Raw genomic sequence first — 17497 nt, forward strand, 5'->3', positions numbered from 1 at the left:
TAATAGAAGAGAGAAGGTGCACCTATGACGATTCAATGGTTTCCAGGCCATATGGCAAAAGCAAGACGTGAAGTCACAGAAAAATTAAAGCTCATCGACATTGTATTTGAATTAACGGATGCAAGAATCCCGATGTCCTCTAGAAACCCAATGATCGAAGAAATCCTTCAAAATAAACCTAAAATCATGCTCTTAAACAAAGCAGATAAAGCAGATCCTCGTATGACAAAGGAGTGGCAGGCGTATTTTGAGCAGCAAGGCGTTCGGTCACTTGCCATTAACTCTGTCGATGGACAAGGGTTAAATCAGATCATCACGACTTCAAAAGAAATCTTAAAAGAAAAATTCGACCGCATGAAAGCAAAAGGCGTCAAGCCGCGTGCGATTCGAGCGCTGATTATCGGGATTCCCAATGTCGGGAAATCGACCTTGATCAATCGTTTAGCAAAAAAGAACATCGCCAAAACAGGAGACAGGCCTGGTATTACCACATCACAGCAATGGGTGAAGGTAGGGAAAGAACTTGAACTGCTCGATACCCCTGGAATCCTCTGGCCAAAATTTGAAGATGAGCAAGTAGGACTCAGGCTGGCGGTTACTGGAGCGATCAAAGATTCAATCATCAACTTACAGGATGTCGCCGTGTATGCACTGCGTTTTCTAGAAGAGAACTACCCAGAGCGATTAAAAAAACGCTATGACCTCGCAGATATACCTGAAGATACGGTTGAGCTGTTTGATGCAATTGGCACAAAGCGCGGCTGTCTGATGAGCGGAGGATTCATTAATTACGACAAAACCACCGAAATCATTATTCGGGATATTCGAACTGAAAAATTTGGTCCCCTCACTTTTGAGAAGCCTGAAAGCTAAAAGACACGCAGCTCATGCGGGTCTTTATTTTTTGTGAAAAACTGCCGATATAAAGAAGGAGGCTGCGAAAGAGCCTATGTACACTGTGAAACAAATAAAAGAACTGATAGAAAAGCATTCGCACGACGAGTCATACATTCGTGAGCTTGTAAAAGATGATACAAGAAAAAGTGTCCAAAAGCTTATAGAAAAGTGGCACAAAGAGAGAGAAAAGCAGCAAGAACTTCGTGCAGCATGGAATCAAATGATGCAATTTGAAAACCAAGCAAAGGCGCAAGGATACACGTGTATTGCAGGTATAGATGAAGCAGGAAGAGGCCCGCTGGCAGGCCCAGTTGTCGCAGCAGCTGTCATATTAAAAGAAGAAACAGTCCTGCTCGGTTTAAACGACTCAAAGCAACTATCTGAGAAAAAAAGATTGGCTTATTATGATTTGATTCAAGAAAAAGCACTCGATATCGGAATCGGCATTGTTGATGCGGCTACGATTGATGAAATCAATATTTACGAAGCATCAAGACTGGCGATGGTGAGAGCTGTGGAGCAGTTAACTCATACACCTGATTATCTACTCATAGATGCAATGACACTCCCGCTTCCTACTCACCAGGAGAATATCATCAAAGGAGATGCAAAAAGTGCATCCATCGCAGCTGGTGCATGTATTGCGAAAGTGACAAGGGATCAGATGATGGAGGAGTATGGACGTCAATACCCTGAGTACCAGTTTGAAAAACATAAAGGGTACGGAACGAAAGAGCACCTGGCTGCCATTCAAAAACACGGTGCCACCCCCATCCATCGATTATCGTTTGCACCAGTGAAATCCGTCATTTCATAAATTTTTGACATAAGGAGGCTGCCTGTGATGACAAGAGTGGAAGACATACATACAGCACTGAATAGCCGGTTAAATACGGCAGAATCTGTTCCATTAAACACCGAAGGAAAGGAAAATGTGCACCGGCTGATTCTCGGAAAAGTACTTAAAATGCTTGGAGATGATACAGCGCTTGTTCAAATAGGCTCGACCAAAATAAAAGCGCAGCTAGCAGCTCAGCTAAAAGCGGATGCATTCTATTGGTTCCAATTTGAACAAGAGGGTGGAGGCAGTCTCAATAAACTAAGGCCCGTTCAACAATTTGATCAAGATCCCAAGACGTTAAAGGATGCAGCAGCCAAACTATTAGAAGGCCTGTCACTTAAAAATGGGATTGAAAACATATTAACGGCTACAGCCTTTTTAAAAGAAAAATCGGTCATCAATGAAGCCGAGTTAAAAACGGCAGTGAAATGGATCGAACAGTTTCAAGGAGCCGATGTCAAAAAAGGGCTGCAGGCACTCCTGTTTGCTTTGAAGAAAGATTTACCGATTCAGCAAGGGGTTCTCCAATCGATATTAGCAGTGAAATCATCTTCTGCTCTTCATCAGGATATAAAAGCGCTGCTAGATCGTTTAACACAGCTGCCGAAGCAATCAGATGCCACACAGGCCCTTACACAAGCCGTTCGGTCAGTCATAGATGCTGAGACTACTGTTCATGCAGAAAAGCTCTTATCGGTCCTTCTAACAGCGAAAGAAGGCCAAGTGAAGCAGGGAGGCAGTATGACAGTGCCATCTCATTTCAATCCGTCTCAGCAAACAGAGAATAGCCAAGCTTCAATCGTCCAAGGGCGTCAGACAGTTTCAATCAATCAGCCTAACGCGCAGCAGTTGATAAGTCCAAAGCAGCTGCCTATCCCGATTCAGCAAATAGAGCGCATACTGACAAGCATGACAAAGCAAGGTGCAGACGGACAGCAGCAGCCCGACTTAAAACCGTTCACATCACTGCTTCAAGGGCTCCAGCAGGCAGGATCTCAGCCTGACGCAAAGGCATCCGTGCTTCTAAAAGAATTTCCGTTCCTTTCAAAAACAGAGGCGAATGCATTGGCTCAGGTCATTCAGCAGACTGAACCAACATTAAGCAATAAAACCGATGTGCTCGATTTACTTACGACGATGAAAAAGGCGATAGGTGTACGTGATGAAATCGGTATGCTGAAACTACTGGAAAAAGGCAGCCAGGATGTAAAAAGTCAGGAGCTTCATCAACTAAAGCTCGTCTTAAATGATGTGAGGCAGGCGGATTTACCGGAGCACGTTAAAAAAGAAGCGGATCAATTGTTTCATAGATTGAATGGCCAGTTATTCGTGCAGCAGGAAAACCAAACCGTCAGTCAGATGATGGTCTCCTATCCTCTTTTCTCAAAGCATAGTGTTCAAGATTTAACGTTTATTTTAAAAGGACATAAGAAAAAAGATGGTTCTATTGATATTTCTCAGTGCCGCCTCATGTTTTACTTAAACATGGAAAATCTTGAAGAAACATTAATAGACTGTACGATTCAGCAAAAGGTCATGGCGATTACAATTGAGACAGCCCATGAACTGCAAGGAACAATTAATCCGATGATTCCAGCTGTTCGAGAGAATTTAAATGCCTTAGGATATAGTTTAACGGGTATTACAGCAAAGAAGAGGCAAGAACAAATAGATCCGTCTCATTTTCTAGATGAACACTTTCATAAAATCAGCGAGAAAGGGCTGGACTTACGAGTATGAAGGATTCAAAACCGCTTAGAAGAGCGGTCGCTCTACATTACGATGAAGAAAAACAAAAGGCGCCAAAAGTCATCGCAACAGGAAGCGGCTATGTGGCAGATCATATTATTGAAGAAGCAAAGAAATCAGGAGTTCCCATCCAAGAAGACCCTAATTTAGTAGAACTCATGCGCCATTTAACGCTTGATGAAGAAATACCTGAAGCATTATACGATACTGTAGCAGAAATATTTTCGTTTATCTATAGGTTAGATCAAAAAATGAAAAAATAAGGTAAAATAAGTGATTTGGATGAAAAATTTATATTTTTAATAAAATAAAAGTTTGAATGTTTAGAAGGATTTTACGATTTTACATAGAACCCTAGACATTCTCTTTTTTATTCTTTAAAATGAAAGCGCAGTCTATTTTATAATTTTTGTTTCTACATATGTTGGGAGGATGGGAAATGAATATCCATGAGTACCAAGGAAAAGAAATCCTAAGAAAATATGGGGTTTCAGTTCCAAATGGTAAAGTAGCATTTACACCTGATGAAGCAGTGAAAGCATCAGAAGAGCTAGGAAGCTCTGTATATGTCGTAAAAGCACAGATTCATGCAGGCGGCCGTGGTAAAGCAGGCGGGGTAAAAATTGCAAAAACAAAAGATGAAGTGAAAGGGTTTGCAGAGGAATTGCTCGGCAAAACACTTGTCACACATCAAACTGGGCCTGAAGGGCGCGAAATAAAACGCTTACTTATTGAAGAAGGCTGCGATATTCAAAAGGAGTACTATGTTGGACTTGTTTTGGACAGAGCGACATCAAGAATTGTATTGATGGCTTCTGAAGAAGGCGGTACTGAAATTGAAGAAGTAGCAGAAAAAACGCCAGAGAAAATCGTCAAAGTGGTCATCGACCCAGCGATTGGCTTGCAAGGCTATCAGGCAAGAGAAGTAGCGTTTAAAATTAATATTCCAACAAAATTAGTTGGCCAAGCTGTTAAATTTATGACTAGCCTTTACAACGCGTTTATTGAAAAAGATTGTTCAATTGCTGAGATTAATCCACTTGTTGTAACAGGCGATGGAAAAGTCATGGCACTTGATGCGAAATTAAACTTTGATAGCAATGCCTTATATAGACAAAAAGATATATTAGAATACCGTGACCTTGATGAAGAGGACCCAAAGGAAATTGAAGCTTCTAAATATGATCTAAGCTATATTTCCCTAGACGGAAATATTGGCTGTATGGTCAATGGAGCAGGTCTTGCGATGTCTACAATGGATATCATCAAGCATTACGGGGGGGACCCTGCAAACTTCCTAGATGTTGGCGGCGGTGCAACGGCTGAAAAAGTAACGGAAGCATTTAAAATCATCTTATCTGATCAAAATGTAAAAGGGATTTTCGTGAACATTTTTGGCGGCATCATGAAATGTGATGTCATTGCAGAAGGTGTCGTTGAAGCGACGAAACAAGTCGGCTTAACATTACCACTCGTTGTGCGTCTTGAAGGAACAAACGTTGAATTAGGGAAGAAAATTCTGAGTGATTCAGGCTTAAATATCACTTCTGCTGAGTCTATGGCTGACGGGGCAGAAAAGATTGTATCTTTAGTCAAGTAGAGCAGAAAGGCAGGGAACCTAAATGAGTGTATTTATTGATAAAAATACGAGAGTAATTGTTCAGGGAATTACCGGTTCAACCGCATTGTTCCATACTAAACAAATGATTGAGTACGGAACAAATATTGTTGGCGGTGTCACACCTGGAAAAGGTGGAACTGAAGTAGAAGGAGTTCCTGTATTTAATACTGTATCTGAAGCCGTACAAACAACTGGAGCAAACGCTTCTGTTATCTATGTACCAGCACCATTTGCAGCAGATGCCATTTTAGAGGCAGTTGATGCAGACGTGGATCTAGTCATTTGTATTACTGAACATATTCCAGTACTTGATATGGTCAAAGTGAAACGGTATATGGAAGGTAAGAAGACAAGACTTGTTGGACCAAACTGCCCTGGTGTGATTACACCTGAAGAATGTAAGATTGGCATCATGCCTGGCTACATTCATAAAAAAGGTCATGTTGGAGTTGTTTCTCGTTCTGGAACGCTTACATATGAAGCGGTACATCAGCTTTCAGAGGCTGGCGTAGGTCAATCGACAGCTGTAGGAATCGGCGGAGACCCCGTAAATGGAACGAACTTTATTGATGTATTAAAAGCCTTTAATGAAGATCCTGATACACACGCTGTCATTATGATCGGTGAAATCGGCGGTACGGCCGAAGAAGAAGCAGCTGAATGGGTAAAAGCAAATATGACAAAGCCAGTTGTTGGCTTTATTGGCGGTAAAACGGCACCTCCAGGAAAACGCATGGGACATGCTGGTGCCATTATTTCTGGTGGTAAAGGAACAGCTGATGAAAAAGTAAAAACAATGCGTGAATGTGGAATTGAAGTGGCAGAGACACCATCTGTCATGGGAGAAACCTTGATTAAAGTGCTAAAAGAGAAGAATCTCTTCGAAGCTTGTAAAACGCATTAATGACACAAGAAGACTTGTTCTTTGACAAGTCTTCTTCTTTCTATCTTAAACTGGAGGAATGGTATGTACAACGTGTCCGAAAGAATGATTTTTCACCGCTTAAAAGGCCTCATCTCACCCTCTTTGTTAACAAAATGGTGGAAAGTTGATCCTGAGTTATATATAAATGAAGAAACACATCATTACAAACAGGATCGATCATTACAAACGATCGACTTTACCCGCTTAAAACAAGCTGAAGAAAATGAATTCCCCATTTTTCAACACATCGTTCAAGCCTATTTAAAGCAAAACATTCACATGATTCCCATCACATCACCCTTATATCCCAGAACACTAAAACATATTTATGATCCTCCCCCTGTGTTATTCCTAAAAGGAAACGTAACATATTTAAATGAAGAAAAAGGTTTAGGTGTAGTAGGCACGCGTGTTCCATCGTCTTATGGAGAAGCATGTGTGAAGAAAATTGTTGGTGAACTTGTTAAGGAAGATTGGATGATTGTCAGTGGCTTAGCAAAAGGAATCGATGGACTTGCACACAAGGAGTGCATCAGAAAAAAAGGGAAAACCATTGGTGTTGTAGCTGGCGGTTTCCAGCATTTATATCCAAAGGAACATGTGCAAATGGCTCAATACATGGGAGAGCATCATTTGCTTTTGTCAGAGCATCCGCCTTATATCAAACCAGAAAAATGGCACTTTCCAATGAGAAATCGTTTAATTAGTGCACTAACAAAAGGAACCATCGTGATCCAGTGTAAAGAAAAGAGCGGTTCGCTCATTACAGCGTATCAGGCGCTTGAGCAAGGAAAAGAAGTGTTTGCGGTGGCAGGATCAATCTTTGATCCTAATTCCACAGGTCCAGCTAGACTCATTCAGCAGGGAGCAAAGCTTGTTCATTCTACGAAGGATATTTTAGAGGAATTCTCCTTCCGTGGCGTTCAATATACTGAACTCTCATAAAAATATCGTTTGACAAACGACACAGGAATATTTAATAATAGTGAGGATTTAAGTTTACACTTCGTTTTTCGTGTTTATAATGATGTTCATCATAAAGAATTTTTAACGATTGCCTGTTAGATAGGTGCAATTAACATAAATATGAATTGTGAAATGTATAAAGAGAGAACACCTCTTAAGGGGGATTTTGAGTATGGCTGATTATTTAGTCATCGTTGAGTCGCCAGCAAAGGCGAAAACGATTGAGCGTTATTTAGGAAAAAAGTATAAAGTAAAGGCTTCAATGGGGCATATAAGGGATTTACCGAAAAGTCAGTTAGGTGTTGACACTGAGCATGACTTCGAACCGAGATATATTACGATTCGCGGAAAAGGCCCCGTTTTAAAGGAATTAAAAACAGCGGCGAAAAAAGCAAAGAAAGTCTATCTCGCAGCTGACCCCGATAGAGAGGGAGAAGCGATTGCTTGGCATTTAGCACACAGTCTTGACCTTGACCTCTCTTCAGATTGCCGCGTTGTCTTTAACGAGATTACAAAAGATGCGATTAAAGATTCCTTTAAGCATCCACGTATGATTAATATGGACTTGGTTGATGCGCAGCAGGCAAGACGGATTTTAGATCGTTTAGTTGGGTATAAAATCAGTCCGATTTTATGGAAGAAAGTTAAAAAAGGATTAAGTGCTGGGCGTGTTCAATCTGTAGCACTCCGCCTGATTATTGATCGCGAGAATGAAATTAATGAATTCAAACCAGAAGAATACTGGACAATTGATGGTACATTCCTAAAAGGAAAAGAAACCTTCGAAGCTAGTTTCTTTGGCGTGAGTGGCAAAAAGCACCCATTGAAAACAAAAGAAGATGTAAAAGAAATCCTTTCGAAACTAAAAGGTAGCAAATTCTCTGTAGAAAAAGTGACGAAAAAAGAGCGGAAACGCAATCCAGCTGTCCCGTTTACGACATCTACCCTACAGCAGGAGGCTGCAAGAAAACTCAACTTCCGTGCGAAAAAGACGATGATGATTGCGCAGCAATTATATGAAGGAATAGATCTTGGTAAAGAAGGTACAGTAGGACTCATTACATATATGAGAACGGACTCAACACGTATTTCCAATACGGCGATTGAAGAAGTATCTGCTTTCATTGATCAAACGTACGGTAAGAATTTCTTAAACACAACAAAACGAACCGCCAAAAAGAACGAAAATGCACAAGATGCGCACGAAGCCATCAGGCCTACTTCTACGCTAAGAAAACCGGCAGATGTCAAACATGTGCTAAGCAGAGACCAGCTTCGTCTTTATAAATTGATTTGGGAACGATTTGTGGCAAGCCAAATGGCGCCAGCTGTTCTCGATACAATGAGTGTGGATCTTGAAAATAACGGTCTTACGTTCCGTGCTAATGGAAGTAAGGTGAAATTCCCTGGATTTATGAAGGTATATGTGGAAGGGAAGGACGACCAGCTAGAAGAAAAGGACAAAATGCTTCCTGATCTAAAAGAGGGAGATACGGTTCTTTCAAAAGATATCGAACCTGAACAGCACTTCACGCAGCCGCCTCCGCGCTACACAGAGGCAAGACTTGTCAAAACGCTTGAAGAGCTTGGTATAGGCCGTCCATCTACGTATGCACCAACATTAGACACGATTCAAAAGCGTGGCTATGTCGCACTTGATAACAAACGGTTTATTCCAACTGAGCTTGGAGAAATTGTACTCAACTTAATTATCGAATTCTTCCCCGAAATCATTAACGTGGAATTCACGGCGAAAATGGAAAAAGAACTTGATAGCGTTGAAGAAGGTACGATTGAATGGGTTCGCATTATCGACAGCTTCTATCAAGACTTTGCCAAACGGGTAGAAAAAGCAGAAGCAGAGATGCAAGAAGTGGAAATTGAGCCTGAATACGCTGGAGTTGATTGTGAAGAGTGTGGGCATCCGATGGTGTACAAAATGGGTAGATACGGTAAGTTCATGGCGTGCTCTAACTTTCCTGACTGCCGTAACACGAAACCAATTGTCAAAGATATCGGTGTCAAATGCCCGACATGTCATGAAGGAAACATTGTTGAACGAAAATCTAAGAAACGCCGCATTTTTTATGGCTGTGATCGTTTTCCAGAGTGTGAATTCGTCTCTTGGGACAAACCAATTGAAAGAAAGTGTCCAAAATGCGAAAATATGCTTGTAGAGAAAAAGCTGAAAAAAGGCATTCAAGTTCAATGTGTGAACTGTGATTATAAAGAGGAACAGCAAAAATAGCGGTGAGCAACCTTGTTCACCTGCTTTTTTGTGTCATCAAACAGAACTTACGAAATAGGAGAGTTGTACAATGAGTCAATTTGTAAATGTGATCGGAGCAGGTTTAGCAGGAAGTGAAGCTGCATGGCAAATAGCCAAGCGCGGAATTAAAGTCAATTTGTATGAGATGAGACCTGTCAAACAAACGCCAGCTCACCACACAGATAAATTTGCGGAGCTCGTATGCAGCAACTCATTACGTGCGAACGCTTTGACGAATGCGGTAGGTGTATTAAAGGAAGAAATGCGTCATTTAGATTCGGCGATTATCGCAGCAGCAGATGAAAGCTCAGTTCCTGCTGGCGGAGCACTTGCAGTAGACCGTCATGAATTTGCAGCAAACGTCACAGATCGTGTGAAGAATCATCCGAATGTCACTGTCTTTCAAGAAGAAGTACAAAGCATTCCAGAAGGCCCGACAATTATCGCAACTGGCCCACTTACATCTGAAGCACTTTCAAAAGAATTAAAATCACTAACAGGTGAAGAGTATTTATATTTCTACGATGCAGCGGCACCAATTCTAGAGAAAGATAGCATTGATATGGATAAGGTGTACTTGAAATCACGCTATGATAAAGGGGAAGCCGCTTATTTAAACTGTCCAATGACCGAAGAGGAATTCGATCGTTTTTATGAGGCGTTAATTTCTGCTGAAACGGTGCCTTTAAAAGAGTTTGAAAAAGAAATCTTCTTTGAAGGCTGCATGCCAATTGAAGTCATGGCGAAAAGAGGAAAGAAAACGATGCTGTTTGGTCCGATGAAACCAGTAGGACTTGAAGATCCGAAAACAGGAAAAAGACCTTACGCTGTTGTTCAATTAAGACAGGATGATGCAGCAGGTACTTTATATAACATCGTTGGTTTCCAAACTCATTTGAAGTGGGGCGATCAAAAGGAAGTATTCCGTTTGATCCCAGGTCTTGAAGAAGCAGAGATTGTTCGTTATGGCGTGATGCACCGTAATACATTTATTAACTCTCCAAGCCTTTTAAGACCGACTTATCAGTTTAAAAATAGAGATGATCTATTCTTTGCCGGACAAATGACAGGCGTTGAAGGCTATGTCGAGTCCGCGGCTTCAGGACTAGTGGCTGGAATTAATGCGGCTCGTTTTGTCAAAGGAGAAGAGCTTGTCACACTTCCTGAAGAAACGGCGATTGGCAGTATGGCTTACTATATCACGTCGACAAACAAGAAAAGCTTCCAGCCGATGAATGCAAACTTTGGCTTGCTGAAAGATCTTGGCGTTCGGATTAAAAACAAACAAGAGCGGTATGCAGAGTACGCTAAGCGCGCAATTGAAACTATTCAAACTATTTCGAAATCTCTGTAGTAAAACATTGCACGGAAAGCAAGATATGTGATACCATTTAAAAGCCTTAAAGAGGTGTAAAAATGACGAATAAACAGCGTCTTGTCCACTTATTCATTGAATATTTGCAAATTGAAAAAAACTATTCAGCTTTAACGATCTCAGGATATTCAGAAGCCATTGAAGAGTTTGTCAGATTTATGAACATTCAAGGAATAGACGGTTTTGAAGAGGTATCCTATCAAGATACGAGAATTTATTTAACAGAAGCTTATGAAAAAGGCCTGACAAGAAGAACGATTAGTAAGAAAGTCTCTGCGCTTCGCAGCTTTTATAAATTTTTATTAAGAGAACAGCTTGTGAAAGAAAACCCTTTTTTACTCGTTAGCTTACCAAAACAGGATAAGCGAATTCCTTCATTTTTGTATGAAGAAGAACTAAAAGAGCTTTTTACAGTTTCTGATGTAAGCACACCGCTTGGACAAAGAAATCAAGCCATTTTAGAAATTCTTTATGCAACAGGTATGAGGGTCAGTGAGTTATGTTCATTAAAAGAATCTGATCTTGATTTATCGATGGATACAGTGCTTGTTCATGGGAAAGGCAGCAAACAGCGGTATGTTCCTTTCGGTTCGTACGCACATGAAGCGCTGGTCACTTATTTAGAGGATGGAAGGCAGAAGCTGACAGCTAAGGCGAAAGAGCGTGCTGATGCGTATGTGTTTTTGAATCAGCGCGGAGCCCCTCTTACAGATCGAGGCGTTCGATTCATTCTCACTGAATTAATGAAAAAGGCGTCAGGCACATTACATATCCATCCTCACATGCTAAGGCACACCTTTGCCACGCATCTCTTAAACGAGGGGGCGGATTTGAGAAGTGTTCAAGAACTTCTCGGTCACTCAAACTTATCATCAACACAGGTGTACACGCATGTATCAAAAGATTCTTTAAGAAAAACGTACATGTCTCATCACCCAAGGGCTTTTAAACGATCCTAAAAGGAGGTTTTTTCATGTCATCATTTCATGCAACAACCATCTTTGCCGTTCAACATAAAGGAAAAAGTGCGATGGCTGGAGACGGTCAGGTCACATTCGGGCAGGCTGTCGTGATGAAACACACAGCAAAAAAAGTGCGCCGTCTTTTTGGAGGCAAAGTGCTCGCAGGTTTTGCAGGTTCAGTAGCAGATGCATTTACACTCTTTGAAAAGTTTGAAACAAAGCTTGAAGAATATGGTGGTAACTTAAAGCGAGCAGCTGTAGAACTAGCGAAAGAATGGCGAAGTGACAAGATGCTCAGACAGCTAGAGGCTATGCTCATCGTCATGAACAAAGAAAGCATCCTGCTCGTATCTGGAACAGGAGAGGTCATCGAGCCAGATGATGGTATTTTGGCGATCGGCTCAGGCGGCAACTATGCGCTTAGCGCCGGGAGAGCACTCAAAACACATGCAGGTGATCATCTCTCAGCTAGAGAAATTGCAAAGGCTGCTCTTGAAACGGCAGGAGAAATCTGTGTCTACACGAACGACCAAATCACTTTAGAAGAGCTTGAATAGAAAGGACATGAGACGTATGGAGAAAAAGCCGTTTACCCCAAGAGAGATAGTTGAAAAGCTTGATCAGTACATCATTGGTCAGCTTGATGCGAAAAAAGCAGTGGCGGTGGCTTTAAGAAACCGTTACAGAAGAAGTCTTTTACATGATAAGCTAAAGGATGAAGTCGTTCCTAAAAACATTTTAATGATCGGCCCAACAGGTGTGGGGAAAACAGAGATTGCCCGCAGAATTGCACGAATTTCTGGTGCGCCTTTTATTAAAGTGGAAGCGACGAAGTTTACTGAAGTTGGATATGTCGGCCGTGACGTAGAGTCGATGGTCAGAGATTTAGTTGAGACTGCGATTAGACTTGTCAAAGAAGAAAAGATGAAAGATGTTCAAGAAGAAGCAGAAAAACAAGCAAACAAACGTCTTGTTCATTTGCTTGTTCCTGGTAAGAAAAAGAGCCAGTCTGTGAAAAATCCTTTTGAGATGCTGTTTGGCGGTTCTGATGCAGACGACCGTGATCGAGATGACTCAAATGAAGAAGTAGAGCTTGAATCGACAAGAAAACGTATTGCTCACCAGCTGGCTATGGGTGAACTTGAAGATCATTATGTCACAATCGAAGTGGATGAGCAGCAGCCGTCCATGTTTGATATGCTTCAAGGCTCGGGTATGGAGCAAATGGGCATGAACATGCAGGATGCGCTCAGCAATCTCATGCCTAAAAAGAAAAAACGCAAAAAACTGACCGTCAGAGAAGCTAGAAAGGCGTTAACTGCTGAGGAAGCTTCAAAACTGATTGATATGGATGAAGTCAGTCAGGAAGCCGTCTATAAAGCAGAGCAGCAAGGGATTATTTTTATCGATGAAATCGACAAAATTGCCAAAAGCGGCGGTGCATCATCTGCAGATGTTTCTCGTGAAGGGGTTCAACGTGATATTTTACCGATTGTAGAAGGTTCAACTGTGATGACGAAATATGGGGCAGTGAAAACGGATCATGTGCTTTTTGTAGCAGCAGGTGCATTTCATATGGCGAAACCCTCAGATTTGATTCCAGAGCTTCAGGGGCGCTTCCCAATCCGTGTAGAATTAGATAAATTAAGTATAGAAGACTTTGTGAAAATCTTAACGGAACCAGATAACGCGTTATTAAAGCAATATAAAGCTTTACTTGAAACAGAAGGTATATCTCTTGAATTTTCTGACGATGCTATTCATAAGATTGCCGAAATGGCTTATCACGTCAATCAGGAGACGGATAACATCGGTGCAAGAAGGCTTCATACCATACTTGAGAAGCTGCTTGAAGAGCTCTCATTTGAGGCACCGGATATTACACTCGAGACGGTGACCATTACCCCTCAGTATGTAGAAGAGAAGCTAGGAAAGATTGCAAATAACAAAGACTTAAGTCAATTTATACTTTAACAAATGAATAAAGTAATCTAGGAGGATCATTATTATGGCGTTACTACAAAAAACAAGGATTATTAACTCAATGCTGCAAGATTCAGCGGGGAAACCAGTTAATTTTAAAGAAATGGCGGAAACACTGAGAGATGTCATTGATTCAAACATTTTTGTGTTGAGTAGAAGAGGGAAACTTCTTGGTTACTCAATCAATCAACAGATTGAAAATACACGTATGAAAAAAATGCTTGAAGATCGTCAGTTCCCAGAAGAATATACGAAGAGTCTATTCAACGTACCTGAAACTTCTTCAAACCTTGATATTAACAGTGAATATACAGCTTTCCCAGTTGAGAACCGTGATTTATTCCAATCAGGTTTGACAACCATTGTTCCGATTATCGGCGGTGGGGATCGTTTAGGAACGTTAATCCTGTCTCGTTTGCAAGATAGATTCACTGATGATGATTTAATACTTGCTGAGTACGGAGCAACAGTTGTTGGAATGGAGATCCTTCGTGAAAAAGGAGAAGAAATCGAAGAAGAAGCAAGAAGTAAAGCAGTTGTTCAAATGGCGATTAGTTCTCTTTCATATAGTGAGCTCGAGGCGATTGAGCACATCTTTGAAGAACTTGATGGAAACGAAGGACTCCTTGTGGCAAGTAAAATTGCAGACCGTGTCGGTATCACTCGTTCAGTGATCGTGAACGCCTTACGTAAATTAGAAAGTGCAGGCGTGATCGAATCTCGTTCTCTTGGAATGAAGGGAACGTACATCAAAGTGTTAAACAACAAATTTTTAATTGAGCTTGAAAATTTAAAATCTCATTAATCCAAAAACCCTTTTCGGCCGAAATAAATGCTGAAAAGGGTTTTTTTGTATGATAAAGGGGGATTTGTCCGAAAAATGACACTCTTTTTTCCAAGAAACCCCTTACAATTCTGTAGTGCTTTGAATCTAGGTCTTTGTGCCTATCTGTAAAATAGATATATATTACGAGTTTTTTTTACATATACATCATAGACTTTAATCCTATTATTTCTTACAATGAACATATGGTTTTACAAATCTCGACATGATTAAATGGAATGAAATACATATGATTGGAGGTATATGGTTTTGGATATATTTTCTGGAACGATAAGCAACCTTGAGAATGCCTTGGGTAGAGCGAATGTTAAGCAAAAAGTCATAAGCAATAATATCGCGAATATAGACACACCGAACTACAAGTCGAAAAACGTCGCATTCCATGATATGCTAAATGACGCGTCAATCAAATTAGATGCCAAAAAAACATACGAAGGTCACATTGATTTTTCTAAAACAGGGTCTAATTATTCAGTTGTTTCGAGCAACCGTACTTCTTATCAAGAAAACGGAAATAATGTCGATATTGATCAAGAGATGAGTGAACTCGCTAAAAACCAAATTCAGTATAATGCGTTGGTTGAAAGAATGAGCGGAAAGTTCAATTCTCTTAAAACAGTTTTGACAGGAGGTAAGTGATGTCGATTTTTTCAGGAGTTAACGCTTCGGCCTCAGCATTAACAGCACAGAGGCTCAGAATGGACGTTGTATCCTCGAACCTTGCAAATATGGATACAACAAGAGCTAAACAGGTTGATGGTAACTGGGAGCCTTATAGACGTAAGCTCGTCACATTACAGCCGTCAGGTGAATCATTTTCATCTATATTGAACTCAAGTATGAATTCGAGCGGCAAATTAGGAAACGGCGTCAAAGTAACGAAGATTACAGAAGACGAAACTCCATTCAACCTTCAATATGACCCTACAAATCCCGATGCCAATGAAAATGGATATGTTCAAACACCAAATGTTGATCCATTAAAGGAAATGGTTGACCTCATCAGCAGCTCAAGGTCATATGAAGCAAATGTGACTGCGCTAAATGCGAATAAAAGCATGCTGATGAAAGCTTTAGAAATAGGAAAGTAAGGTGAAAAGAATTGGTTAATGCAATATCTCCTTTCCAGCTTCAAACCGCTCAGCAAGCAAGTGAATTGACGAATGCATCGTCTGTGCAGGCGGCTGCACCTAAAAGCCAAACGAATTTCTCTGATGTGCTGAAAAATTCCATTGAGGCATTAAATCAATCACAGCTGAAATCAGACCAGTATACAAATGCTCTTGCACAAGGTAAAGATGTCAATCTCGATGAAGTCATGATTGCTTCGCAAAAAGCGAGTGTGACACTCACAGCTGCGACGGAGTTTCGAAATAAAGCAGTCGAAGCGTACCAAGAGATTATGAGAATGCAGATGTAGGAGGTGCTGACGGACAAAAAAAGACTGAATGGAATGACCGGGGGTTAAGATGAATCGTACTTTAATGCAATTAAGGACAAAAACAGTTGAGTTTTGGCGAAATCGATCAAAATTACAAAAAATACTCATGATTGGCGGCGTTGCTGCCCTAGCAATCATTATTACGGTTGTTAGCATCTTTGCTTCTTCTGAAAAAATGGTTCCGCTGTTTAGAGATTTGTCTGAGGCAGAAGCAGGGCAAATTAAACAGGAACTGGATGGCAAAAACGTCAAATCGGAACTCGCAAATAATGGAACGACGATTTTAGTTCCAGAAAAGCAAGCAGATTCTTTAAAAGTCACTCTCGCATCAGAAGGACTTCCTAAGACAGGGAATATTGATTATTCCTTCTTTGCGAACAACTCCGGCTTCGGTTTAACAGATAATGAATTTGATGTTCTGAAAGTAGACGCAACTCAGACAGAACTATCCAATCTGATCAACACGATTGATGGGATTAAAGATTCAAAAGTTATGATTAACCTGCCTAAAGATTCCGTTTTTGTTGGAGAAGAGCAAAGTAATGCATCAGCATCAATTGTGTTGCAAGTTGAGCCTGGCTACACGCTTACTCAGCAGCAAGTAAAAGGCCTTTATCATCTTATTTCAAAAAGTGTGCCGAATTTAAAAACAGAAAACATTGTCATTATGGACCAAGATTCGAACTACTACGACTTAAATAGCAGCTCCGATTCCTATGCAAGTGGAATGGATGCGCAGCAGCAGAAAAAAGAAGAAATTGAAAAGAACCTTCAAAGAAAAATTCAACAGCTGCTCGGAACGATGATGGGTCAAGAGAAAGTGGCCGTATCGGTCACAACAGACATTGATTTCACTGAAGAAAAAAGAAAAGAAGACCTAGTAGAGCCAGTTGATAAAGAAAACATGCAAGGCATCGCTGTCAGCGCTGAAAAGATTGCTGAAACCTATTCAGGTAATGGCGCAGCAGCTGGAGGCACCGCTGGAACAGGCGACAATGATGTCACAAATTATCAAGGCGCCGATGGAGCAAATGGAAGCGGAAATTACGAAAAGAATGAAGATCGTATCAATTATGAGGTAAACCGCATTCATAAAGATATCAAAGAAAGTCCTTATAAAATCAGAGACGTTGGCATTCAAGCATTGGTTGAACCACCAACTGCAAACGATGCGAACTCTTTAACTGCTGAAAGGCAAGATGATATCAAAAAGATTCTTTCAACGATCATTAGCACATCGATTGATAAAGAATACACAAATGGTCAAGCGCTCACTCAGGCTGACTTAGACAACAAAATCGTTTTATCTGTATCAAAATTAGACGGTAAACAGCAAACAGCAGCAGAAAACCCTTCAAACAATATTCCGATCTGGGTTTATATTGTAGGCGGTGTGCTACTCCTTGCAATTATCGCTCTCATTATTCTTCTTGTGCGTAAGCGCAGAAAAGAAGAGGAAGAAGAGTTTGAGCTTGATGAACGTTCACCAATCCATGTTCCTGATATCGATACTGAACCAGAAACAGAAGAAATGGTGAGGAAAAATCAGCTTGAAAAAATGGCAAAAGAAAAACCAGAAGACTTTGCTAAATTGCTACGCAGCTGGCTGTCCGAGGATTAGGAG

17 protein-coding genes are annotated in these 17497 nt (G+C 40.8%); all 17 read left to right on the forward strand.

Features of this window, described 5'->3' with window-relative positions; translation table 11 throughout:
- Positions 1–24 precede the first annotated feature (24 nt).
- The 17 genes from ylqF to fliF all read left to right on the forward strand — a co-directional run bounded on the left by ylqF (position 25) and on the right by fliF (position 17494).
- Positions 25–873: a ribosome biogenesis GTPase YlqF gene (gene ylqF / locus ACYH0L_RS07665; protein WP_099725878.1), complete on the forward strand. Its 849-nt coding sequence runs from the start codon at positions 25–27 to the stop codon at positions 871–873.
- 76 nt (positions 874–949) lie between these two features.
- Positions 950–1714: a ribonuclease HII gene (locus tag ACYH0L_RS07670; RefSeq protein WP_256499556.1), complete on the forward strand. Its 765-nt coding sequence runs from the start codon at positions 950–952 to the stop codon at positions 1712–1714.
- Positions 1715–1741: 27 nt separating this feature from the next.
- Positions 1742–3478, forward strand: coding sequence for a glycosyltransferase (locus tag ACYH0L_RS07675; protein ID WP_099725877.1), 1737 nt, complete (start codon positions 1742–1744; stop codon positions 3476–3478).
- Positions 3475–3750, forward strand: coding sequence for a FlhB-like flagellar biosynthesis protein (locus ACYH0L_RS07680; RefSeq protein WP_099725876.1), 276 nt, complete (start codon positions 3475–3477; stop codon positions 3748–3750). The genes ACYH0L_RS07675 and ACYH0L_RS07680 overlap by 4 nt, the downstream gene beginning before the upstream one ends.
- Before the next feature lie 176 nt (positions 3751–3926).
- Positions 3927–5087 carry an ADP-forming succinate--CoA ligase subunit beta gene (sucC, locus tag ACYH0L_RS07685; protein ID WP_024426972.1) on the forward strand — a complete coding sequence of 387 codons (1161 nt, stop codon included), beginning with the start codon at positions 3927–3929 and terminating at the stop codon, positions 5085–5087.
- A 22-nt stretch (positions 5088–5109) separates the two neighbouring features.
- The gene (sucD, locus tag ACYH0L_RS07690; RefSeq protein ID WP_099725875.1) at positions 5110–6012 is read left to right on the forward strand and encodes a succinate--CoA ligase subunit alpha; all 903 of its coding nucleotides are present in this window, start codon (positions 5110–5112) and stop codon (positions 6010–6012) included.
- A 63-nt stretch (positions 6013–6075) separates the two neighbouring features.
- A complete protein-coding gene (gene dprA, locus ACYH0L_RS07695) occupies positions 6076–6978 on the forward strand; it encodes a DNA-processing protein DprA (RefSeq protein ID WP_256499558.1) in 903 nt (300 codons plus the stop codon).
- Between the two features lie 193 nt (positions 6979–7171).
- Positions 7172–9247, forward strand: a complete 2076-nt coding sequence (topA, locus tag ACYH0L_RS07700) for a type I DNA topoisomerase (RefSeq protein WP_230030144.1) — start codon at positions 7172–7174, stop codon at positions 9245–9247.
- Positions 9248–9317: 70 nt separating this feature from the next.
- A complete protein-coding gene (gene trmFO, locus ACYH0L_RS07705) occupies positions 9318–10622 on the forward strand; it encodes an FADH(2)-oxidizing methylenetetrahydrofolate--tRNA-(uracil(54)-C(5))-methyltransferase TrmFO (protein ID WP_034317774.1) in 1305 nt (434 codons plus the stop codon).
- A 62-nt stretch (positions 10623–10684) separates the two neighbouring features.
- The gene (gene xerC / locus ACYH0L_RS07710) at positions 10685–11602 is read left to right on the forward strand and encodes a tyrosine recombinase XerC (RefSeq protein ID WP_099725871.1); all 918 of its coding nucleotides are present in this window, start codon (positions 10685–10687) and stop codon (positions 11600–11602) included.
- Positions 11603–11616: 14 nt separating this feature from the next.
- The gene (gene hslV, locus ACYH0L_RS07715) at positions 11617–12162 is read left to right on the forward strand and encodes an ATP-dependent protease subunit HslV (protein WP_024424181.1); all 546 of its coding nucleotides are present in this window, start codon (positions 11617–11619) and stop codon (positions 12160–12162) included.
- 16 nt (positions 12163–12178) lie between these two features.
- Positions 12179–13579 (forward strand): HslU--HslV peptidase ATPase subunit, encoded by a 1401-nt coding sequence (hslU, locus tag ACYH0L_RS07720; protein WP_230030146.1) that lies wholly within the window; start codon positions 12179–12181, stop codon positions 13577–13579.
- Positions 13580–13613: 34 nt separating this feature from the next.
- A complete protein-coding gene (codY, locus tag ACYH0L_RS07725) occupies positions 13614–14393 on the forward strand; it encodes a GTP-sensing pleiotropic transcriptional regulator CodY (RefSeq protein ID WP_099725869.1) in 780 nt (259 codons plus the stop codon).
- A 288-nt stretch (positions 14394–14681) separates the two neighbouring features.
- Positions 14682–15071 (forward strand): flagellar basal body rod protein FlgB, encoded by a 390-nt coding sequence (gene flgB / locus ACYH0L_RS07730; protein WP_180275453.1) that lies wholly within the window; start codon positions 14682–14684, stop codon positions 15069–15071.
- Positions 15071–15523, forward strand: coding sequence for a flagellar basal body rod protein FlgC (gene flgC, locus ACYH0L_RS07735; RefSeq protein ID WP_024424179.1), 453 nt, complete (start codon positions 15071–15073; stop codon positions 15521–15523). Before flgB ends, flgC begins: the two co-directional genes overlap by 1 nt.
- Before the next feature lie 11 nt (positions 15524–15534).
- Entirely contained in the window at positions 15535–15852 is a 318-nt protein-coding gene (gene fliE / locus ACYH0L_RS07740) for a flagellar hook-basal body complex protein FliE (RefSeq protein WP_007499609.1), read from the forward strand.
- A gap of 49 nt (positions 15853–15901) precedes the next feature.
- Positions 15902–17494 carry a flagellar basal-body MS-ring/collar protein FliF gene (gene fliF, locus ACYH0L_RS07745; RefSeq protein WP_099725867.1) on the forward strand — a complete coding sequence of 531 codons (1593 nt, stop codon included), beginning with the start codon at positions 15902–15904 and terminating at the stop codon, positions 17492–17494.
- Positions 17495–17497 lie beyond the last annotated feature (3 nt).

Source organism: Bacillus sp. MC1252 (genome assembly GCF_056838025.1).

Coding starts and splice junctions, on each gene's coding strand:
- ylqF (WP_099725878.1), top strand. CDS start 25: ATGACGATTCAATGGTTTCCAGGCCATATGGCAAAAGCAAGACGTGAA.
- ACYH0L_RS07670 (WP_256499556.1), top strand. CDS start 950: ATGTACACTGTGAAACAAATAAAAGAACTGATAGAAAAGCATTCGCAC.
- ACYH0L_RS07675 (WP_099725877.1), top strand. CDS start 1,742: ATGACAAGAGTGGAAGACATACATACAGCACTGAATAGCCGGTTAAAT.
- ACYH0L_RS07680 (WP_099725876.1), top strand. CDS start 3,475: ATGAAGGATTCAAAACCGCTTAGAAGAGCGGTCGCTCTACATTACGAT.
- sucC (WP_024426972.1), top strand. CDS start 3,927: ATGAATATCCATGAGTACCAAGGAAAAGAAATCCTAAGAAAATATGGG.
- sucD (WP_099725875.1), top strand. CDS start 5,110: ATGAGTGTATTTATTGATAAAAATACGAGAGTAATTGTTCAGGGAATT.
- dprA (WP_256499558.1), top strand. CDS start 6,076: ATGTACAACGTGTCCGAAAGAATGATTTTTCACCGCTTAAAAGGCCTC.
- topA (WP_230030144.1), top strand. CDS start 7,172: ATGGCTGATTATTTAGTCATCGTTGAGTCGCCAGCAAAGGCGAAAACG.
- trmFO (WP_034317774.1), top strand. CDS start 9,318: ATGAGTCAATTTGTAAATGTGATCGGAGCAGGTTTAGCAGGAAGTGAA.
- xerC (WP_099725871.1), top strand. CDS start 10,685: ATGACGAATAAACAGCGTCTTGTCCACTTATTCATTGAATATTTGCAA.
- hslV (WP_024424181.1), top strand. CDS start 11,617: ATGTCATCATTTCATGCAACAACCATCTTTGCCGTTCAACATAAAGGA.
- hslU (WP_230030146.1), top strand. CDS start 12,179: ATGGAGAAAAAGCCGTTTACCCCAAGAGAGATAGTTGAAAAGCTTGAT.
- codY (WP_099725869.1), top strand. CDS start 13,614: ATGGCGTTACTACAAAAAACAAGGATTATTAACTCAATGCTGCAAGAT.
- flgC (WP_024424179.1), top strand. CDS start 15,071: ATGTCGATTTTTTCAGGAGTTAACGCTTCGGCCTCAGCATTAACAGCA.
- fliF (WP_099725867.1), top strand. CDS start 15,902: ATGAATCGTACTTTAATGCAATTAAGGACAAAAACAGTTGAGTTTTGG.